Genomic DNA, 21,687 nt, shown 5'->3' with positions numbered 1-21,687 from the left:
ACGACGGAGGAGAACGCGCCATGACCCGCCATGTGCTGACGGTCAGTGCGGAGCAGCGCGAGGGCGGCGGCTACCGCACGATCGGCGCCGCGCTGGAGGCGGCCCGCAGCGGCACGGTGATCAGCGTCCGCCCGGGCAGCTACGAGGAGAACCTGGTGATCACCAAGATGGTGACCATCACCGCCGCGGAGGCCCGGGGCAGCGTCCGGATCTCGCCCCGGCGGGGCGCGGTGGTCCAGGTGGTGGCCGAGGCCGTCCAGCTGACCGGGCTGGTGCTCCAGGGGCAGGACGAGGAACTGCCCACCGTCGACGTCCCGCGCGGGCAGGCCGCCCTGGAGGACTGCGAGGTGGCGGGCAACTCCTGGACGGCCGTGCTCACCCGGCAGCAGGGCTCGCTGGCGATGCGCGGCTGCCGGGTCGTCAACCCGGCCGGGGCCGGCATCGTGGAGACCTCCACCGGCACCAGCGTGATCGAGGACTGCGTGATCGAACACCTCGGCAGCTCCGCCGTGGTGATCGGCGAGCGGGCCAACCCCGTGGTCCGGGGCTGCGTGCTGCGCGATGCCCGCGGCAACGGGGTGTGCGCCAACGGCGAGGGCCGCGGCTCGATCGAGGACTGCGAGATCTCCGCCACCGACAAGCCGGGGATCGCGCTGGAGGAGCAGAGCACCACCCGGGTGCTGCGCACCTCCGTCCGCAGCGCCCCGATCGGCGTCTACCTCAGCTCGGCCGCCCAGGTGCTGCTGGAGGACTGCGCGGTCGAGGACACCCGCGGCCACGGCCTCGTCCTGGCCGGCGGCACCGACCCGGTGCTGCGGCGCTTCCGGGCCGCGCGCACCAAGGGCCACGGCGTCCACGTGACCGACCGCTCCCGGGGTGCCTTCGAGGAGTGCGAGGTGGTCGGCGCCGAACTGGCCGGCATCCTGGTGGACGAGGCGTCCAGCCCGGCGCTGACCCGCACCGTCGTGCGCGACAGCGGCGGAGCGGGCGTCGAACTGGTCGGGGAGAGCGCCGCCGAGTTCGACCGGCTGGAGGTGCGCGGCGCGGCCGGCGCCGGAGTCAGCGTGCGCGACGGGGCCAACCCGCTGCTGCGCCGGCTGGACGTCGCCGAGGTGCTCGGCCACGGCGTCGAGGTGCTGCGGGAGGGGCGCGGGCGGCTGGAGTCCTCGGTGCTGGCCGCGACCGGGCTGGCCGCCCTGCTGGTCGCCGACGGCGGCAACACCCAGGTCGGCGGCACCACCGTCCGCGGCACCGCCGCGACCGGCAAGGGAGCCCCGAACGCGGCCGGTGTCGCCGGGGTCGAGGTCGGCTACGGCGGCATCGCCGGGCTCCGCGACTGCGACATCGCCGAATGCACCGCCGACGGCATCGTGGTCGAGGACGGCGGCGAGCTGACCATGGCCCGCTCCCGGGTCCACGGCAACCGCCGGCACGGCGTCCTGCTGGCCGCCGGCAGCCGGGCCGCCCTGACCGGCTGCGAGCTGGTCGGTAATACCCAGGACGGGCTGCGCGCCGAATCCGAGGAGCCGATCCGGATCACCGGCTGCACCGTCACCGGCAACCGCGGCTCGGGCCTGCGCCAGACCAGGCCCAGCGACCGGCTCTCGGTGGAGAACCTGACCAGCCGGGACAACGGGCGGGCCGACAGCCACGGCACCGCGACCGCCGCCGCCGACGACGACGGCCCGGTGGCCGCCCGGCCGGCCGGCGCGCCTGAGGCCGACGGCGCCGAGCCCACGGCGGAGGGCCCGGACGACCTGCCGCCGCCCGAGCCCGAGGGCCCGCAGGCGGCCCTGCAGGCGCTGGTCGGCCTGGAGGGGGTCAAGGAGCAGGTCGCCACCCTGGTCAACCTCAACAAGCTGGCCCGGCGCCGCGAACGGGCCGGGATGCCGGCGCTGCCGATGGGCCGGCACCTGATCTTCGCGGGCCCGCCCGGCACCGGCAAGACCACCGTCGCCCGCCTCTACGGCGCGATCCTCGCCGAGCTCGGCGTGCTGCGCAGCGGCCACCTCACCGAGGTCGCCCGGGCCGACCTGGTGGCGTCCATCGTCGGCGGCACGGCGATCAAGACCACCGAGGTGTTCCAGTCGGCGCTGGGCGGCGTGCTGTTCATCGACGAGGCGTACACGCTGTCCGCCGGATCCGGCGGCACCGGGCCGGACTTCGGCCGCGAGGCCATCGACACCCTGGTCAAGCTGATGGAGGACCACCGCGACGACGTGGTGGTGATCGTCGCCGGGTACTCGGACGAGATGCGCTCCTTCCTCGGCTCCAACCCCGGTCTGGCCTCCCGGTTCAGCCGCACCGTGGACTTCCGCAACTACTCGGCGGAGGAACTGGTCACCATCGTCGAGCGGGCCGCGGCCGGGCACGGCTACGAACTCGCCGACGCCACCCGGGAGGTGCTCGGCACGCACTTCACCCGGATGCCCAAGGGCGCCGACTTCGGCAACGGCCGCGCCGCCCGCAAGGTGTTCGAGGAGATGGTGGACCGTCAGGCGTCCCGGCTGGCCGTCCTGGCCGACATCACCGACGCCGACCTCGCCCAGCTGCTGCCGGAGGACCTCGGCGAGGAACTCGCCGGCGCGGCCCGCTCGGCCGGGTCGGGCGGACCGGGCGCCGAACGCGGCAGCGACCTGCTCGACCAGCTGCGGGCGATGGTCGGCCTGTCCGCCGCCAAGGAACAGGTCGAGAACCTGGTCAATCTGATCACCCAGGCCCGCCGCCGCGAGGAGGCCGGCCTGCCCACCGCCCGGATCAGCCACCACCTGGTCTTCGCCGGGCCGCCCGGCACCGGCAAGACCACCGTCGCCCGGCTCTACGGGGCGCTGCTCGCCGAACTGGGCGTGCTGCCGCGCGGCCAGCTGGTCGAGACCGCCCGGGCCGACCTGGTCGGCCGCTACATCGGACACACCGCCCAGCTCACCCGGGACGCCTTCGAACGCGCCCGGGGCGGCGTGCTGTTCATCGACGAGGCGTACACCCTCACCCCGCGCGGCGGCGCCGCCGGCGGCGACTTCGGCCAGGAGGCGGTCGACACCCTGATGAAGCTCATGGAGGACCACCGCGACGAGGTCGTGGTGATCGTGGCCGGCTACCAGGAGGAGATGCAGGGCTTCCTGAGCTCCAACCCGGGCCTGGCCTCCCGCTTCTCCCAGCAGATCGCCTTCGACCACTACAGCGCGGACGAACTCGTCACCATCGTGCGCCTCCAGGCGGAGGAGGCCGGCTACGTCTGCGCCCCCGAGACCCTGGCAGCCCTCGGCGAGTTGTGCGCGCTCGTCCCCCGGGACCGCAACTTCGGCAACGGCCGCTTCGCCCGGCAGACGCTGGAGGCGATGGTCACCCGGCAGGCCGGGCGCCTCGCCCGGTTCGACGTCGGCGACCTGTCCGAACTCAGCCTGCTGCTGCCCCAGGACATCCCCGGGCTGCCGCAGGGGAGCGCGGTGTGACCGGCGTGCCGGGCCGCTCGGTCCGGGCCGCCGCCGCCGTGCTCTGCTGCGGCGCCCTGCTGCTCCCGGCCGCCCCCGCCTGGGCCGCGCCGACACCCGGCACGGCGACCCCGACACCCGGCGGCGCCGACCCGGCGGCGCTCCCCGTGATCGGCCAGAACCGGGGCGCCGGCCGGCCGGACGGCTGCCTCAAGCCCTCGGACAAGGGCACCGACCGGACCCCGTGGGCGCAGACCTACCTGCGCCCCGAGGCCGCCTGGCAGCTCAGCCGCGGCGCCGGGGTGACCGTCGCCGTGGTCGGCTCCGGGGTCGACCCGGCATCCGGGGTCCTGGACGGCCGCCTCACCCCCGGGCCGCGCGAGTTCGGCACCGGCGACTCCACCCGCGACTGCGTCGGCCACGGCACCTTCCTCGCCGGACTCATCGCCGCCCGGCGCCAGGACGGCGTCGGCTTCGCCGGCATCGCCCCCGAGGCACGGATCCTCGCCGTGGCCGTCACCGACGACGCGGGGATCACCACCCCGGCCCTGCTGGCCAAGGGCGTCCGGGACGCGGCCGACGGCGGTGCCCGGGTCATCGCGGTCGGTCTCGCGCTGCCGACCGGCGAGGCCGAACTGGGCGACGCCGTCCGCTACGCCACCGGCAAGGGCGCCCTGGTGATCGCCCCGGCCGCCCCCGACCAGGGCGGCACCTCCCCGTCCGCCCCGTCCGCGCCGCCTGCCGCGGCCTACCCGGCCGCCCTCCCGGACGTCCTGGCGGTCTCCGACCTGGCCCCCAACGGCGCCCCGCCCAGCGGCGCGGCGGACGCCGTCCGGGTCGACCTGGCGGCCCCGGGCGACGCGGTGCTGAGCGTCGGGCCCGGTGGCAAGGGCTACTTCACCGGCGCCGGGCCCAGCTTCGCCACCGCCCTGGTGGCCGGCACCGCCGCCCTGGCCCTCGCCTACCGGCCCGACCTCACCCCGGCCCGCCTCGCCGATCGCCTCCGGGCCACCGCCTACCACCCCGGCACCGCCCTGCCCGACCCGCACCTCGGCTACGGGACCGTCGACCCCCTCGCCGCCCTCAGCACCCCCCTGCCCGGTGACGCCACGGCCACCCCCAGGCCGGCCCTGACGGTGTCCCTGGTCCAGGCCCCGCCGCCGGACCCGGCCCCCCACCAGGCCGCCCTGATCGCCGGCGGCACCGTCGCGGGCGTCACCCTGATCGTCGGCGCCGCCCTGATGTGCACCGCAGGCCGCCGGCGCGCCTGGCGGCCCGGCCGCTGGTCGGCCTGACGGGGCGCCGTGCGCGGCGCCCCGGGTCCCGTGGCCGGCGAGGGCCGGCCGTCCCGCGCGGACCGTCGCCGAGCAGCGTGCGGGGCGTCGCCGGAGAGCCGGTGCGACAGCCCGCAGCTCCGGCGATGACCGGCGCCCGAGTCGGTCGTCAGACGCCATCCTGCGCGCGGCCCCGGCCTTTCCCGCGGCTGCTGGGCCCCGGCGTTGCCAGGCCGGCGGGCTTCTCCGTCCGGCCTGGTCAAGCCACCCGCCGTGCTGTTCGGGCGGCCGATCCGGTGGCGTCCCGCACGGGGCCTGTCGGGCTACCAGGTGGGCGCGGCGGCGGCGTGGGGGCCGGTGGCGGGCGGGGCGAAGTGCATGCCCTCGGCGACCAGGGCGGTGAGGTCGAGGTAGGCGCGGCGGGTCTTGGGGCGGAGCTTCTCCGGGGTGAACTCGCCGCCCAGGGCCAGGTGTTCGTCGAAGGGGAGGACCACGACGCCGCGGCAGCGGCTCTCGAAGTGGGCGACGAGTTCCTCGACCCGGATCGTCCGGCCGTTGCTCCGGACGCTGGAGATCAGGGTCACGCTGCGCTGTGCCAGCGAGCCGTAGCCGTTGGTGTACAGCCACTCCAGGGTCGCGTCGGCGCTGCTCGCGCCGTCGACGCTGGTGGTGGCGGTGATGACCAACTGGTCGGCGAGGTTGAGGACGGCACGCATGGAGCTGTGCAGCAGGCCGGTGCCGCAGTCGCTGAGGATGATCGGGTACTGCCGGCTCAGCAGGTCGACCAGCCGCCGGTAGTGCTCGCCGCTGAAGCTGTTGGCGATCGCCGGGTCCGCGTCGTTGGCCAGGATTTCCAGCCCGCTGGGGGTGAGCGAGGTGAAGCGGCGGACGTCCATGTAGCCGGTGATGGTGGCCTCGGCGGCGAGCAGGTCGTGGACGGTGGCCCGGGTCTCCTGGTGCACCCGCATGCTGAGGGTGCCGGTGTCCGGGTTGGCGTCGATGGCGACGACCTTGTCGGCGCGGGCCTCGGCGAGGACGGAGCCGAGCGCCAGGGTCGTCGAGGTCTTGCCGACCCCGCCCTTGAGGCCGACGACCGCGATCCGGAAGGAGCGGTGCAGCGGGGTGCGGATGGTCGCCGTCAGCCGCTCCCGCTCCCGTTCCCGCTCGCCCCGGCCGAGGCCGAGGCCGGCCGTGAGGGCCAGTGCCCGGCGGCCGCGTCGTGCGACGGGAGCCGGCTGCGGGGCCGGGGGCGGCGGCGGGGGGAACGGGGTGGTCCGGGGCGGCAGGGCGAATTCGGGGACCTGGGGGACTTGGGGGACCTGGGGGACTTGGGGGACCTGGGGGACCTGGGGGAGCAGCTCCGTGGGCGGCTCGGCCGGGGCCGGTCGAGCCTGCGGGGGTACCAGGACCGTCCCGAGGGTGTCCAGCGGCCGGCGCCAGTCCGGTCCGGCGGGGGGCCCGGCCGGTGGGGCGAGGGGGCTGTAGTCGGGGGCGAGGTCCCAGTCCGGGCCCTGCGTCAGACGGTGCACCCGCCCGGTGTGCGTGCGGTCGGCCGCCATGTGTCCGCCTCCTGTCGCCGCGTCGGCCCTGCTCGGTACACCGGATTCCGGCGTTTCCCACGCCGGCCGCGTACGGGCCGTCCGATCGGTTCAACGGGCAGGGCGGGGAGCACCGTTCAACGGGGCGTGAGACGGCCGGCTCACGTGCCCGGTTGCGCCCCGGACTCCGTGCGGCGGGCCCGTTCCGATGCGCTCGCCGTCGTCGCCGGGCCCGGGTGAACCGCTTGCGGTGGAGGGACCGTTGAGCGGGGCAGGGCGCGCATCGCGTCTCCCGCCACGCTTGGAGGACCTCTTGCGCACCACCCCGCACCGCGCCGTCCGCACGGCCTGGCCCGCCGGCCATCGGACGATGGGCTAGCCAGAGCCCGGGCGCGGACCTCATCGCCGACCGTACCGGTGGACGGGCGACAGCCGCCCGGCCGTACCGGAAAACCCTCTACTGGACCGGCTGTCAGTAGATACCGTCTTCCGATGGCACTCGGCGCGCGTCAAGTGCCACCACCCAGGAGGAACCGGTGTGAGTCCCGTGCGACGGGACAGGGGGAGGGACACGATGGATCCGGACGGGCCGGACATGCGCGAGGTGGTCGCGGCGCTGGTGCGGCAGGAGGAGCCGAGCCGGCCCGGGCCGCCCGTGCTGGCGGTGCCCGAGGGCGCGGCGGAGGAGGTGATCACCGTCGCCCGGCGGCTCGCCCTGCGGGCGTTGCCGACCGAGCGGTGGAGAACGGAGCCCGCACCCGGGCTGCAGGAGCTGGCGGCGGCGCTGGTGGTCGACGAGCACCCCTCGGCGCCGGGCTGGTCGCCGGCGGAGCGGGAACGGCTGGCGGCCTGGGTCGCGGTGCTGATCGAGCACCGGGGCGAGGAGGGGGTCCAGGAGCTGGTGCGGGTGCTCAACGAGGCCTGAGCGGACACCTGGGGGGCATCTGGGCGGGCACCTGAGCGGTGCCGTCGGCGGCGGCCCGGCCGTGCGGGGCCGGGGCGTTGGCGGATCGTTGGCGCGGCCTTGGCGGCCGCGGGCAGGCTGCTGTTCGTAGCCGCCGGGGACGTCCGGTCGGTGTGTCGCCCTGCCCTTGCCCGATCTGAGAGGTCGCGCGTGTCGAAGCAGCCCGTCGCCCAGCCCACGTCCGTCGCCCAGCCGCCCGCCGGCACGGACCCGTCGGCCACCACGGCTGTCGTTCCCGCGCAACGCACACCGCAGTCGGCCCGGCCGACCCTCGACCCGGAGACCCTCGCCGAGATCTACCGGCTGCACGGCGGCTACCTGCTGCGTGCGCTGCTGCGCGCCACCCACGGCGACCGGGGCAAGGCCGAGGACATCCTGCAGGAGACCCTGCTGCGCGCCTGGCAGAACCCCGCGGCGCTGGCCGCCGGTGCCGAGCAGAGCCGCCCCTGGCTGTTCACGGTGGCCCGGCGGATCGCGATCGACCACCACCGGATGGCCGCCGCCCGTGCCAAGGAGATGATCGGCGAGCCGATGGAGGACCGCCCGCTCAACGAGGACCCGTACGAGCAGGTGGTCGCCGCCCGGGACATCGCGCTGGCCCTTCGCCGGGTGCAGAAGCACCACCGCGAGGTGCTGGTCGAACTGCACCTGCGGGACCACTCGGTGCTGGAGGCGGCGGCCCGGCTCGGAGTGCCGCCGGGGACGGTCAAGTCCCGCAACTTCTACGCGATCCGGGCGCTGCGCCCGGTCCTCGCGGCGGAGCACGGTTACGGCCCGGCCGACCGCGGCCAGGCGGCCGCGCTCGACCGCTCCGGCGCCACCGCCTCGCGGTGACCGGCTCCTGGTGAGGGGTGCCCGACGACCGACTGCCGGTGACCGGTGACCGGTCAGGGCCGCCGGGCCGGACGCGAGTTCAGCGACTCCTCCAGGCTGGAGGTGAACTCGCTCTGCACCCCGGCCAGCCGATCGTGGCTCTGGAAGCGCTCCAGCGCCGAGCGCAGCCGGTCGAGCGCCTCCGGTTCGCGGCCCCGGCTCAGCAGGTAGGAGGCGTGGGAGTGTTCGGCGATCGCCTGCAGGTAGAGCAGGCCGGCCTCCTCGCAGCCGGCCAGCAGCCGGTGCCAGGCCAGGTCGGCGGTCTCGCCCCGCCCGTACGGGGGCAGGGCGTGCGCCTCGGTCAGCATCGACCACAGGTGGATCGAGGTGACCGGGCGGGCGGGCAGCAGCTCCCGGGCCTCGCGGGCCTGCCGTAGCGCGCCCTGCCGGTCCCCGGCCAGCAGGCTCACCCAGCCGTGGTGGACCAGCGCGACGGCCAGCCGTCCGGGGTCGCCGGTCTCCACGGCCAGCGCGGCCGCGCCGGACGCCAGCCGGGCGGCCTCGGTCGCGCTGCCCAGCATCGCGGTGATCAGCGCCTGGGTGGCGAGCGAGCGGGCGTGCACCGAGCGGCCCTCGGGCCCGGGTGCGGACTCGCTGCCGGCCACCGCCCGGCGCGCCGCCTCGGCCGCCTCCTGACGGCGTTCCAGCCCGAGCAGGGCGTTCGCCCGGGCGCCGTGCAGCTGGGCGGTGGCCGGCTGCTCGCCGCACCACTCGGCCGCCTTCTCACCCGCGCGCAGACAGGTCAGCCAGGCGGTGAACCGGCTGGAGCCGTAGTAGAGCGGGCTGGCGGCCAGAGCCAGCCGCCAGACCCGCCCCGGGTCGGTGGTGGCGGCGGTGATCAGCGCCCGGATCGCGGGCTCCTCGGCGTGGAACCACTCCAGCGCGCTGCGGATGCCGCCGGCCGGCGGCAGGGCCCTCGGCGGGTGGGCCGGCGTGCCGAAGCCGACCTGGCCGGGTTCGATGAGCTCGCCGCCGTACGACAGCGCCGCCTGGTAGTAGTCCAGCAGCCGTTCCCGGGCGAGGCGCCGGCGCGGTTCGGGCTGCTCGGCGAGCAGCCCGGCGCTGAACAGCCGGACCAGCTCGGCGCGGCCGTAGCGCCCGGGGGCGGCGCCGGTGAGCAGGTGGTGGGCGGCGAGTTCGCCGAGCGCCTGGCGGGCGGTGGCCGGATCGGAGCCGAGCAACGCGGCGCTGGTCAGCGTGTCGATCTCCCGGCCCGGGTGGACGGCGAGGAGGGTGAGCAACTCGGCGGCGCCGGGGGAGAGCCGGCGATATGTCAGGAGCAGCTCGGTGCTGACGCCGGTCGTGCCGTCGGCGTCCAGGACGGGCAGCCTGGTCTGCTCGTCGGCGAGTTCGGCGACCAGGTCGGCGATCGTCCAGTCCGGCCGGGTGGCCAGCCGGGCGGCGGCGATCCGCAGGGCCAGCGGCAGGTGGTCGCAGAGCCCGGCCAGTTCGGTGGCGGCGGCCGGTTCGGCCCGCAGCCGGTCGGGGGTGAGCGCGCGCTCCAGCAGCCGTACGGCGTCGGCCCCCGGCAGCGGGGTCAGCCGCAGCAGGGCGGCGCCGTCGGCGGCCACCAGCCCCTCCAGCGAGCCGCGGCTGGTCACCACGGCGGCGCAGCCGGGCCCCTGCGGCAGCAGGTCGGCGACCTGGTCGGCGTCGGCGGCGTCGTCCAGGACCACCAGCACGCGCCGCCCCCTGGTCCGGTCGCGGTAGAGCGCGGCCCGTCCGTCCCGGTCCGCGGGCACGGCGGCCTCGGAGACCCCGAGCGCCCGCAGGAAGCCGCCGAGGGCGGCCTCCGGGTCCGCCGGGCCGGCCGGGTCGAGGCCCCGCAGGTCGGCGAACAGCTGCCCGTCCGGGAAGTGCGGGGCGCAGCGGTGCGCCCAGGCGGTGACCAACGCGCTCTTCCCGGCCCCGGCCGGGCCGACCACCAGTGCCAGGCCGTCACCGGCGCGCTCCGGGCCGCACTCGCGGTCCAGCCAGCGGCCCTCGGGCTCCCGTCCGACGAAGTCGACCGGGCGGCGCGGGAGCTGACGGGGCACCCGCGGGGCCGCCGGAGGGCCCGCCGGGCGGCCCGCCACCGGCGCCTCGGCGCCGTCCCCGGACAGCACCTCGGCGAGGGCCGCCTGCAGGGCCGGGCCGGGCCGGATCCCCAGCTCGCGGTCCAGCCGCACCCGGGCCTGGTGGTAGGCGGACAGCGCGTCCGCCGGCCGTCCGGCCTGGTGCAGACAGCGCATCAGCAGCGCCACCAGCTCCTCGCGCAGCCCGTCGGTCCGCACGCTCTGCTCCAGGGTCGGCACCGCCGCCGCCCCACTGCCCTGACGCAGCCGCAGCCCGGCCCAGCTGAGCACCGCGGCGGTGCGGGCCTCGCCGAGCTGGTCGACCACGGCCGCGCGCATGGGGGTGTCGGGCAGATCGGCCAGGGCCTCGCCGCGCCACAGTCGCAACGCCTGCTCCAGCAGCGCGATCGCCTCCGCGTCCGCCGCGCGGTTGCCGAGCCCGGCCCGCCCGGCGGCCCGGGCGGTCAGCGCGTCGAAGCGCAGCGCGTCCACCTCCTCGGCCGGACCGGCCAGCAGGTAGCCGGACGACCGGGTGTGCAGCACGAACGGCGTGCCGGCGATCGCCTTGCGCAGCGCGGCCACGTGCCCCTGCAGGGCGGCCCGGGCGCTGGCCGGCGGCCGCTCGCCCCACAGCAGTTCGCAGAAGCCGTCGACCCCGACCACCCGGCCCAGCCGCAACGCGAGCAGCGCCAGGATCGCCCGCCGCTGCGCCCCGGGGAGCGAGGCGAAGCCGTCCGTCCCGGCCTGCAGCTCCACCGGGCCGAGGAGCCGAATCCGCACCAATACCCCCACATGACCCCACGATGTCCAGGGCGTCCCCCCGCCCCACGATGTCCGGGGCGTTCCCCGGGGTGGAGCAGTGTAGTGCCCGGAAGTGTCCTGTTCGCGCCAGAACGCCCACCCCGGCGGGCGCCGCCGGGTGGCGGCACCGGCCGGGGACCCCATCCGGCTGCGGGCACCCGGCCGGACCAGGCCTATCCTCGGACGACGCCGGGAAGTCGCCGGCGGTTCTCGCCGGCGGCGGATCGGGTCGGCGACAGGGGAGGAGAGGGCCGCATGCACATCGACCTGCTCGGGCCGGTCGCCGTACGACGGGACGACGGGACGACGGTCACACCCTCGGCTCCCAAACGCCGTGCGCTGCTCAGCACCCTCGCCATCCGGCTCAACCAGACCGTCGCCACCGACGAACTGATCGAACTGGTCTGGGACGGCGACGCGCCCCCCACCGCCCGCGCCGCACTCCAGGGGCACGTCGCGGCGCTGCGCCAGCTCCTGGACGACCCCGGCCTCTCCCTGGACACCCGCGGCGCCGGCTACCTGCTGGTCGGCGCACCCGACCGGGTCGACCTGCTGCACTTCCGCCGCCTCTGCGACCAGGCGGGCGTGTTGCTGCCCGCTCCGCCCCCGCCGCCCGGGCAGGCGGAGCCGGACCCGGACGACCCGGCCGTGCCCCTGCTGCGCGCCGCCCTGGACCTGTTCCGCGGCCCCGTCCTCGTCGACTGCGGCTCCGCCCTGCTGCGCGAGCGCACCCTGCCGCACGTCACCGATCTGCGGCTGCGCGCCCTGGACCGGCTCGCCGAGGGCCTGCTCGGAGCCGGCCGCGGCGGCGAGCTGGCCGCCGAGCTGGCCGAGGCGGCGGCCGCCCACCCGACCCGGCAGACGCTGGCCGCCCGGCTGGTCCGCTGCCTCGACCAGGCCGGCCGCCGCGAGGAGGCGGCGGCCTGGTACGACCGGGTGGTGGCCCGGCTCTCCGGCCCGCCCGGCCCGGAGCTGCGCCGCGCCGGCGAACCGCCGGCGGACGGCCCCGGGCGGCCGGGCCCGTCCGGGGCCTCGCACCTCGGCTCGTCGCACCTCGGATCGCATCTGGGTTCGCCACAACTCGGTTCGCCGGACCGCAGGTTCACCGGCCGGTCGGCCGACCTCGCCCGGCTGGACGAGGCTCTGGCCGCCGCCCGGAGCGGCCACCCGATCCTGGTCACCGGAGCGGCCGGAGCCGGCAAGACCAGCCTCGTCCGGCACTGGGCGGAGCGCTGCGCCGAGCACTTCCCGGACGGCGTCCTGTACGCCGACCTGCGCGGCTTCGACCCGGCCGGGCCCCGCGAACCCGCCGAGGTGCTGGCCGGGTTCCTGCGCGCCCTCGGCGACGCCGCGGACGCCGTGCCCGCCTCGCCCGAGGACCGGCAGCAGCGCTACCGGGAGCTCCTGGCCGGGCGCCGGGTGCTGATCGTGCTGGACGACGCGCTCTCGTACGGGCAACTCGCCCCGCTGCTGCCCGCCCCGCCCCCGCCGGGGGACGGCCCGCCCGAGGACGGCGCCCCCGGCCTCCCCGGCGCCCCCGGCCTCCCTGGCACCCCCGGCCTCCCTGGCGCCCCCGGCCTCCCCGGCGCCCCCGGCCTCCCTGGCGCCCCCGGCCTCCCTGGCGCCCCCGGCCTCCCCGGCACCCCCGTCACCGTCGTCACCAGCCGCAGCCGGCTGCGCGACCTGCTGGTCCGTGAGGGCGGCATCCCGCTCCCGCTGGACGCGCTCACCCCCGGGGACGCGGCCGAACTGCTCGCCCGGACCCTCGGCCCGGCCCGGGTCGCCGCCGAACCGGAGGCGGCCGCCGAACTCGCCGCCGCCTGCGACCACCTGCCGCTCGCCCTGCGCCTGGCCGCCGCCCGGCTGGCCGCCCGTCCCGGCTGGTCCCTGGGCGACCTCGCCGCGGAACTCGCCGACGAGCAGACCGGCCTCGCCGCCCTGGCCGGGACCGGCCGCGGCCCACTCGGCGTCACCACCGCGCTGGACCACACGTACCGCACGCTCCCGCCCGCCCCGGCCCGGCTGTTCACCCTGCTCGGCCTGCACCCCGGCGCGGTGATCGACACCGCCACCGCCGCCGCGCTCGCCGACCTGCCGCCCGCCATCACCCGCACCCTGCTGACCCGCCTCGACGCCGTCCACCTGCTGGAGGAGACCACCCCCGGCCGCTACGCCCGGCGCGATCTGGTCCGGCGCTACGCCGCCCGGCAGGCCGCCGAACTCACCTGCGACGACCGCTTCGTCGCCCTCGACCGGCTGATCGCCCACTACCTCGCGGTCACCGCCGCCTGGACCACCGGCGGCTGGACCACTGCCGCCCGGTCCGCCGCCGGCCGCGCGGCCTCGGTGGAGGCGGCCTCCTGGTTCCGCCGCGAGGAGAGCGCCCTGCGCGCCGTGGTGGTCTGCGCCGAGCAGTTCGGCCGGACCGCCGAATCCTGGCAACTCGCCCACCGGATCGGCCTGCTGTACGAGACCACCGGCCACGACCGGACCCACTGGCGGGCCGTCACCGAGGCCGGGCTGCGCGCCGCCCACGCCTGCGCGGACCAGACGGCCGTCGCCCGGCTGGCCACCGACCTCGCCGTCCTGCACGTCGACCGCGCGGCCTACCGCACCGCCGTGCAGCAGCTGGACCGGGCCGTGGCCGCCGCGGACCGGGCCGGCGACCAGGTGCTGCGCCACCACTGCCGCCGGCGGGTGGCCGGTGCGCTGCTGCGGGCCGGCCGCCACGACCAGGCGCTGCCACTGCTCACCGACCTGGTGAGCGCCGCCCGTACCCCGGCCGTCGGCGAACTGCTCGTCCGGGCGCTCACCGACCTCGCCGACGCCCTGGTCCTGGCCGGTTCCCCCGGGCCGGCCCTGGTCCACGCCGACGAGGCCGTCCGGGTCGCCACCAGCCGCTCCGGCGGCGCCGAGGCCGTCCTCGCCACCCAGAGCCGGGCCCGCGCGCTGCACGCCCTCGGCCGCCGCGACGCCGCCCTCTCCTCGGCCCGACTCGCCGTCGCGCTCGGCCGGACGGTCGGCGACAGCGGGCTGGAGTCCCGCACCCACGGCCTGCTGGCCGACCTGCTCTGCGAGCTGGGCCGCACCACCGAGGGCGCCGCGGCCAGACGGCAGGCCCGGGCGCTGGCGGCGGGGGAGCGCTGACCGTGCCGGGCCGCCACCTCCGCGCCCACCGCTGCCGCCGCTTCCGCCCCCGCCGATCGGCACGACCACAGGCAGAACTATGGGCAGAACCAGTGCGCGGAACCATCCCGCCGGCCCGCCGCCCGCCGCGGCCCGACCGGCGCACCCGCCGCCTGAGCTGGTCCCTCGATGCGGTGGACGGATCGGACCCGAGGCATACTTCTGCCCGGGCATACTTCTGCCTGGGACGGTCGGTCAGGCACAACGTCTGGCAGAAGTAACGGCGCGATCAGAGGCGGGACATGACGGCTGCGGGCGGCACGGGGGCGGACACGGAGTCAGCGGGGGCCGGCGACTTCGGCCGCCTGCTGGCCGGGTACCGGGCGGCGGCGGGCCGGACGCAGGAGGAGCTCGCCGCGGCGGCCGGAGTCAGCCTGCGCGCCGTCGGCGACATGGAGCGCGGCCGTACCCGAGGACCCCAGCGGCGCACCGTCCGCGCCCTGGCCGAGGCGCTGGGCCTGGACGGTACGCAGGCCGCCGCGCTGGACCGGGCCGCGCAGTTCGGCCGCCCCCGGGGGACCAGGCCGGCCCCGGCCGCCGCCGTTCCCACGCCCGGTCCGGCCGCCCCCGCCCCCGCCGCCGCCGGGTCGACCGAGGCCGAGGACGCCGCGCCCGCCGCCCCCCTCACCCCCGGCGCGCTCGCGCTGCCCCGCGACATCGCCGACTTCACCGCCCGCGAGGACGCCCTCGCCCTGCTGGCCGAGCTGGCCAAGGACGACCGACCCGCGCACCCCAGGGTGGTGCTGATCAGTGGTCAGCCCGGGCTCGGCAAGACCGCCTTCGCCCTGCACGCCGCGCACACCCTGGCCCCGTTCTTCCCCGACGGGCAGCTCTCGCTCGACCTCGGCGGCATGTCCGCCACCCCGCTCTCCGCCCGCGACGCGCTCGGCCAGGTGCTGCGCGCCCTGGGAGTCGCCGACAACGCGGTGCCCGCCGGGACGGAGGAGCGGGCCGGCCTCTACCGCGCCCTGGTACGGGAGCGCAGGCTCGTCCTGGTGCTGGACAACGCCGCCGACGAGAGCCAGGTGCGCCCGCTGCTGCCCGGTTCCGGGCCGGCCGTGACCCTCGTCACCAGCCGCAACACCCTGGCCGGCCTGGAGTCGGTGCACCGCCTGCGGCTGGACGCCCTCGCCCCGGGCGAGGCCGCCGACCTGCTGGCCCGGATCGCCGGCCGCGAGCGGATCGACGCGGCGCCCGACGCCACCGCCGAACTGGCCCGGCTCTGCGGCTACCTGCCGCTCGCGCTGCGGATCGCCGGGCAGCGGCTGATGGCCCGCCCGCAGCAGCCCGTCAGCCACCTGGTGCGCCAACTCGCCGCGGAGGAGAACCGGTTGGACCTGCTGGAGACCGGCGACCTGGCCGTCCGCCCGGCCTTCGCGCTGTCCTACCGGCGGCTGCCGGTCGAGTCCCAACTGGTGCTGCGCCGCTCCGCGCTGACCGCCGGTCACGACTTCACCGCCGCCGTCGCCGCCGCCTACGCGGGCCTGTCGGCGGTACGGACCGAACTCGTCCTGGAGCAGCTGATCGACGCCGGGCTGGTGCAACTGGCCACCCCGGAGCGCTACCGGCTGCACGACCTGGTCCGGCTCTACGCGGGCGAGCAGCTCGACGCGGACGAGCCCCCCGGGGAGGTGGCGAACGCCCGTGCCCGGGCGACCGGCTGGCTGCTGAGCCGGGCCGCCGAGTTCGGCCTGCGGTTCGACCCGGACCGCGAGGCGGACCGGGACGCCGAGGCGCAGGCCGGACCGGGCGCGGACCGGGACCGGACCGGCCCCCCGGTGCCGCTCACCGAGGCGGCGCGCTGGCTGGAGGAGGAGCACCCGGAGTGGCTGGCGGCCCTCCACCAGGCCTTCGCCGCGGGCCGGCACCGGGAGGTCATCGACACCGCCGAGGCCATGCACTGGTTCTCCGACCGGCTGCTGAGCTGGGACATCTGGGCCGAGGTCTTCCAGCTGTCGGCCGATGCGGCCCGCGCCTGCGGTGACCAGCTGGCCGAGGCCGTCCACGTGAACTACCTGGCCTGGACGTACGTCACCTGCCTGCACCGGTACCAGCGCGGCGTCGAACTGGCCGGCGAGGGGCTGCAGCTCGCCCGCCGGATCGGCGCCCGGGAGCAGGAGGGCTGGGCGCTGGTCTACCTCGCCGCCGGCCTCCGGCACCTGAACCGGCACCGGGAGGCCATCGACGCCTACCACCAGGCCGCGGAGGCCTTCGACGCCGTCAACAGCCGCTCCGGCCGGATCGGCCGGCTGGTCACGCTGCGCGGGGCGGCCAACTGCCTGCGCGACTCGGGCCGGGCCGAGGAGGCGGTGCAGTCCCGCCGGCGCGCGCTGGCCGGCGCGCTGGAGCTGGTGGAGCGCTGGTCCTCGCCGCTGATGCACCTGATGGCGGCCATGACGGCGCACGAACTCGGCCTGGACCGCGCCGCGTTGAAGCGCTGGCCGGCCGCCGAGAAGGCCTACCGGCAGGCCCTGACCCACTTCGAGGCGACCGGCCGGCCGGACAGCATGACCAAGACCCTGACCGAGCTCGGCACCGCCCTGATCGAGCAGGGCCGCGCCGACGAGGCCCGCGAACTCCTCACCGAGGCGCTCACCGACCTCAGCGCGGACGGCCCCCGGCAGGGCCGCCGCCGCTAGGGCCGCTCCAGGGGCCGCCGCCGGTAGGCCCGCCCCAGGGGTCTGAAGCGCGTCCGCCCGCACGGCGTGCGGGCCGTACGGGCGGGTCGTGCGGAGACGGCGGGCCGGGAGGCCGGGTCAGATCCGGGTGTCCTCCACCACCGGCAGCGCGTCGTCCTCGGCGAAGGCGCTCGGGGCGAACGCGGTCCGCGGCGCGACGGCCGGCTTCTTGCCGCAGAAGGCCGGCTCCAGCGCGTTCATCAGCCCCTGCGTCACGGCGCCGTTGTTGGAGGCGTTGGCGAACACGACGACCGAGCGGTGGCCGTCCAGGCCGGCGAAGGACTGGGTCTGGAAGCCCTGGACGATGCCGCCGTGGCCGTACACGTCACCGCAGGAGAGCGAGATGCGGCGCAGCCCGAGACCGTAGCTGATCTTGGCGGTGGGGGTGGGCAGCGCGGCGGTCATCTGCTTCAGCGAGTCGTCCGAGACGAGCCCGCCGGAGCTGCCGGCCACCAGCGCGGTGAGGAAGCGGTCCAGGTCGGCGGCGTCGGAGATGACGGCGCCGGCGGTCCACACCCAGGAGCCGGTCTGCTCGGTGGAGTCCAGCAGCGGCTTGGTGCGGTCGTCGTTGGTGAGGTAGCCGGTGACGTGCGCGCCCTGGATCTCCTGGTCGGGCACGACGAAGGAGGTCCTGCTCAGACCGAGCGGCTCGATGATCCGATCGCGCAGGACGTCCGCGTAGGGGCGGCCGGTGAGGTGCTCGACCGCGAGGCCCATCAGGACGAAGTCGGTGTTCGAGTAGGAGTAGCGGCTCCCGGGTGTGTACTGCTGGCCGTGCTTGACGGACATCGCCACCAGGTCGCGCGGCTCGTACACGTTGGTGCGGATGCGCGCCTCGAAGGCGGCGGTGGTCTCCTCGCCGGCCTGCTCCAGCAGGTCGTTGGTGTGGTCGTAGATCCCGGCCCGGTGCTCCATCACCTGGCGGCCCGTCATGGTCCAGGTGTCCGGCAGGGTGCCGGCCGGCAGGTAGTCGCGCAGCGGCTGGTCGAGGTCGATCCGGCCCTGCTCCGCCAGCTGCATCACGAGAACGGCGGCGAACATCTTGCTGTTGCTGCCGACCCGGAACCGCCACGAGGAGTTCATCGGGGTGCCGTCGAGATCGGCCGTGCCGGTCGCCAGCGAACGGGTGGTCTCGCCGGCGCCGTGGTCGCGGATCACGGCGAAGGCGCCCGGGGCGCCGGCGGCGGTGGTGGCCTGGAGGGCGGCGAGCACCGCGGCTGTGTCCGGGGCGGGCGCGGTGGTGGTGCCCTGGTCGGCGGCCACCGCGTGCGCGGCGCCGGTCGCCAGCAGGACGACGCCGGCGGCCGCCACCGCGAGGGGACGCAGAAGGCTGATCTTCGCCATGATCCTCTGTTCTCTCATCAGCTGACGCGGCGTCCGGCCACGTCCTCGAAGATCCACTATCACCGGCCGAGGCGGTGGCTGGCAATGTGAACCCGATCGGCCGCACCATCCGTTTCCCGGCCCGGGGTCAAGGTTTTACCTGCTGTCGTCTACCCGCGTGGACCGATCCGCCCGATGCTGTTCGGGCGCTCTGCGCGTACTCCCGCACCCATGCCCAGGTCTTCCCCTCACCTCACCGATCGTGGAGTCCCGCATGCCCCTGGCCACCTTCGCGCGCCGCACCGGCGCGCTGCTGCTCGCCGCCGCCGGCCTGATACCGATGTCCGGCACCGCCCAGGCCGCCACCGCCGCCACGTACACGGCGATCGTGTTCCCGGACCAGGACCACGGCGTCGTCTACGACCTCATCAACTCCGCCACCCGCTCCGTCGACGTGACCATGTACGAGCTGCGCGACAGCACCGCCGTCAGCGCCCTGATCGGCCGCCGGCGGGCCGGCGTCCAGGTCCGGGTGATCCTCGACGGCCGGCACACCTCGGTCAACGGCGCCGCCTACTCGGCCCTCCAGGCCGCCGGCGTCGGGGTGACGTACTCCTCCTCCGCCTTCGTCTACACCCACCAGAAGACCGTCACGGTGGACGGCGCCAAGTCCCTGATCCTGACCGGGAACCTGGACGCCACCTACTACTCCTCCAGCCGCGACTACGGCGTCGTGGACACCGACGCCAACGACGTCACCGCGATCGAGCAGGTCTTCGCCGCCGACTACGCGCAGACCTCGATCACCCCCTCCGACGGCGACAACCTGGTCTGGTCGCCGACCGACTCGCAGACCCGTCTGCTGGCCCTGATCAACGGCGCGCAGCGCACGCTCGACGTGGAGCAGCTGGAGTTCGGCGACCCGGCCCTGGTGGACGCGGTGGCCGCGGCCGCCTCCCGGGGCGTCACGGTGCGCGTGGTCGGCATGAACCCGTCGTCCTACGGCAGTTCCTTCGACCAGGTGACCACGGCCGGCGGCCAGGTGGTCACCTACTCCTCGACCACGGGCCTGTACATCCACGCCAAGGCCATCGTCGCCGACTACGGCACGCCGTCGGCCAAGGTCTTCGCCGGTTCGGAGAACTTCTCCGACAACTCGCTGAACAACAACCGCGAGCTGGGCCTGATCACCGCCGACTCCGGCGTGCTCGACACCGTCGAGTCCACCGTCGCCCGCGACTTCGCCAACGGCACGCCCTACTAGGCGTATCGCGGCCCCACCCCTGAACGAGCGGCCGCCCAGGCCGGTCTCTACCCAAGGACTTGTCATGACTTCGTCCACAAAGCCCCGTTCCCGCCGCACCGCCACCGCCCTCGGCTCGGTGGCCGCCCTCGTCGCCGCCTCCGCCGGCCTCTGGGCCGCCACCGCCACTACCGCGCAGGCCGCCGCCCTGCCCGCGCCCGACCACATCGTGGTCGTGGTGATGGAGAATCACGCCTACACCCAGGTCATCGGCAGCAGCAGCGCCCCCTACCTCAACTCCCTGGCCACCGGCGGCGCCAACCTCACCCAGTCGTTCGGCATCACCCACCCCAGCCAGCCGAACTACTACGCCCTGTTCTCCGGCTCCACCCAGGGCGTCACCGACGACAGCTGCGTCTCGGTCGGCGCCCTCCAGGCCCCCAACCTGGCCTCCGAGGTCGCCGCCGCCGGCAAGACCTGGGCCAGCTACAACGAGACCCTGCCCGCGCAGGGCAGCACCGTCTGCGGCAGCGGCACGTACGCGCAGAAGCACAACCCCTGGTTCGGCTTCGGCAACGTCCCGGTGAGCTCGGCCAAGACCTTCACCCAGTTCCCGACCGACTACACCACCCTGCCGAACGTCTCCTTCGTCGTGCCGAACCTCTGCAGCGACATGCACGACTGCTCGGTCGGTACCGGCGACACCTGGATCAAGAACAACCTCGGCGCCTACGCCACCTGGGCCAAGAGCCACAACAGCCTGCTCGTGGTCACCTTCGACGAGGACAACCGCCTCGCCGGCAACCGCATCCCCACCGTCGTCTACGGCGCCCACGTCACCCCCGGCAGCAGCACCGGCACCACGGTCAACCACTACAACGTGCTGCGCACCCTGGAGGACCTCGCCGGCGTCACCACCCACGCGGGCAACGCCGCCAACGCCGCGGCCATCACGGGCATCTGGAACTGAGCTCGGCTTCCGAGGAGTCGACCCCGGCCGGTGGCCGCTCCGCGCCCGGCACGGGCCCGGCGGCCGCCGCGCCCGTGCCGAACCGCCGGACGCCGGGCACCGCCGCCGTCCCCGCGCACACCGCCGTCACCAGCGCCGCCGTCGCCAGCAGTGGCACCTCGCTGCCCCAGGCGTCGGCGGCCAGCGGCGCCAGCACGTACCCGAGCGGGGCGGCGGCCAGCGAAAGCAGCCAGTCGTACGAGGTGACCCGGGCCAGTATTCCGGCCGGGACGTCCTGCTGGACGACCGTCGCCCAGACCGGGTTGAGGAAGCCCAGGCCCGCCATGGCCACCGCGTACGCCCCGACCGCGACCGGGCCGGGGGCCGCCACGGCGAGCGCGAACAGGGGCAGCCCGTACAGGGCGAGGCCGAGGTTGGCGACCAGCACCGGGCGGCGCGGCCGGGCCCGTCCGGCGACCAGCGAGCCGACCAGCAGGCCCACCGCCCCGGCCTGGGTCAGCGCCACCCACACGCCGTCCCCGCCCAGGCGGGTGGCGGCGATCAGCGGGCCGAGGGTGAGCAGGACGGCACTGGCACCGTTCCACACCCCGTGGGCGATCAGGCTGGTCCAGTACCAGTCGCGGGAGCGCACCTCGCTCCAGCCCTCGGCGAGGTCCCGGCGCAACGAGCCGCGCTCACCGGGCCGGTGGCGGACGGTGAGCCGGGTCAGCAGCGCGGCGCTGAGCACGAACGAGGCGCCGTCGAGCACGAACGCCCACTCGGGCCCGGCGGTGTACACCAGCACCCCCGCCAGGGCCGGGCCCCCGAGCCGGGCGGCGCTGCCGGCCGAGGCGAGCAGGGCGTTGGCCCGCAGTCGTCGGGTGCCGTCGACGGTCGCCGCGACCAGCGGCGCGGCCGTCGGCATCGCGAAGGCGGAGGCGGCGCCGCCGATCGCCTCGGCGACCGCGATGTGCGCCAGGTCCGGGCGCCCGCCGACCAGTTCCAGCCCGACGAGCAGCTGGGCGGCGGCCCGGAGGAGGTCGGTGGTCAGTGCGACGAGGCGCGGGTTGAAGCGGTCCCCGACCACGCCGCCGAAGGGCAGCAGGACCAGTCGCGGCAGCATCGCGCAGCCCAGCACCAGGGCGAGCGCGGCGGAGGAGCCGGTGGCGCGGGTGATGGCGATGGCGAGCGCGGCGGGGACGACGGCGTCGCCGAGGGTGGAGATGGTCCGGCCGATGAAGAGCAGCCGGAAGTCGCGGTGCCTCAAGGGGTGTTGACTCACCTGCCGCACTGTATTTCGGTGTCAAAGTTTCGGCAACGAAATTTCGGTACCGAACCATCTGGCAGGTGCGCTCCGGGGTGCTCTCCCTCCG

General features: G+C 76.1%; 12 protein-coding genes. 8 read left to right on the top strand and 4 right to left on the bottom strand.

Annotation, left to right across the window (positions count from 1 at the left end; all coding sequences use genetic code 11):
• Positions 1–20 precede the first annotated feature (20 nt).
• Positions 21–3,452 (top strand): right-handed parallel beta-helix repeat-containing protein, encoded by a 3,432-nt coding sequence (locus P3T27_RS21590; RefSeq protein WP_280680821.1) that lies wholly within the window; start codon positions 21–23, stop codon positions 3,450–3,452.
• On the top strand, positions 3,449–4,726 hold the full coding sequence (locus P3T27_RS21585) for a S8 family serine peptidase (protein WP_280680819.1): 1,278 nt from the start codon (positions 3,449–3,451) through the stop codon (positions 4,724–4,726). The genes P3T27_RS21590 and P3T27_RS21585 overlap by 4 nt, the downstream gene beginning before the upstream one ends.
• Before the next feature lie 302 nt (positions 4,727–5,028).
• On the opposite strand, the gene P3T27_RS21580 is transcribed toward P3T27_RS21585, so the two are convergent.
• A complete protein-coding gene (locus P3T27_RS21580) occupies positions 5,029–6,264 on the bottom strand; it encodes a MinD/ParA family protein (RefSeq protein WP_280680817.1) in 1,236 nt (411 codons plus the stop codon).
• Positions 6,265–6,817: 553 nt separating this feature from the next.
• Between P3T27_RS21580 and P3T27_RS21575 the strand changes: the two genes are divergently transcribed.
• Both P3T27_RS21575 and P3T27_RS21570 read left to right on the top strand, forming a co-directional pair.
• Positions 6,818–7,168, top strand: coding sequence for a hypothetical protein (locus tag P3T27_RS21575; protein ID WP_280680815.1), 351 nt, complete (start codon positions 6,818–6,820; stop codon positions 7,166–7,168).
• 189 nt (positions 7,169–7,357) lie between these two features.
• On the top strand, positions 7,358–8,041 hold the full coding sequence (locus P3T27_RS21570) for a sigma-70 family RNA polymerase sigma factor (RefSeq protein ID WP_280680814.1): 684 nt from the start codon (positions 7,358–7,360) through the stop codon (positions 8,039–8,041).
• Between the two features lie 53 nt (positions 8,042–8,094).
• Here P3T27_RS21570 and P3T27_RS21565 read toward each other — a convergent pair whose 3' ends face one another.
• Positions 8,095–10,914, bottom strand: coding sequence for an AfsR/SARP family transcriptional regulator (locus tag P3T27_RS21565; protein ID WP_280680812.1), 2,820 nt, complete (start codon positions 10,912–10,914; stop codon positions 8,095–8,097).
• Between the two features lie 276 nt (positions 10,915–11,190).
• On the opposite strand from P3T27_RS21565, the gene P3T27_RS21560 reads away from it, so the two are divergent.
• Positions 11,191–14,082, top strand: a complete 2,892-nt coding sequence (locus tag P3T27_RS21560; RefSeq protein ID WP_280680810.1) for a BTAD domain-containing putative transcriptional regulator — start codon at positions 11,191–11,193, stop codon at positions 14,080–14,082.
• A gap of 281 nt (positions 14,083–14,363) precedes the next feature.
• On the top strand, positions 14,364–16,760 hold the full coding sequence (locus tag P3T27_RS21555) for an XRE family transcriptional regulator (RefSeq protein WP_280680808.1): 2,397 nt from the start codon (positions 14,364–14,366) through the stop codon (positions 16,758–16,760).
• Between the two features lie 117 nt (positions 16,761–16,877).
• Here P3T27_RS21555 and P3T27_RS21550 read toward each other — a convergent pair whose 3' ends face one another.
• Complete coding sequence (locus P3T27_RS21550; RefSeq protein WP_280680807.1) at positions 16,878–18,143, bottom strand: serine hydrolase domain-containing protein; 1,266 nt, start codon at positions 18,141–18,143, stop codon at positions 16,878–16,880.
• A gap of 253 nt (positions 18,144–18,396) precedes the next feature.
• Between P3T27_RS21550 and P3T27_RS21545 the strand changes: the two genes are divergently transcribed.
• Positions 18,397–19,386 carry a phospholipase D-like domain-containing protein gene (locus P3T27_RS21545; RefSeq protein WP_280680805.1) on the top strand — a complete coding sequence of 330 codons (990 nt, stop codon included), beginning with the start codon at positions 18,397–18,399 and terminating at the stop codon, positions 19,384–19,386.
• A gap of 64 nt (positions 19,387–19,450) precedes the next feature.
• Positions 19,451–20,335 (top strand): alkaline phosphatase family protein, encoded by an 885-nt coding sequence (locus tag P3T27_RS21540; protein WP_280680804.1) that lies wholly within the window; start codon positions 19,451–19,453, stop codon positions 20,333–20,335.
• On the opposite strand, the gene P3T27_RS21535 is transcribed toward P3T27_RS21540, so the two are convergent.
• A complete protein-coding gene (locus P3T27_RS21535) occupies positions 20,316–21,596 on the bottom strand; it encodes an MFS transporter (protein ID WP_280680803.1) in 1,281 nt (426 codons plus the stop codon). The two genes, P3T27_RS21540 and P3T27_RS21535, sit on opposite strands and share 20 nt — an antisense overlap.
• Positions 21,597–21,687: the final 91 nt, after the last annotated feature.

It is taken from the genome of Kitasatospora sp. MAA19, from assembly GCF_029894125.1.
Classification (GTDB): Bacteria; Actinomycetota; Actinomycetes; order Streptomycetales; family Streptomycetaceae; genus Kitasatospora.
Note: the sequence above shows the minus strand (reverse complement) of the source record. Positions and strands in the feature narration are given on the sequence as shown.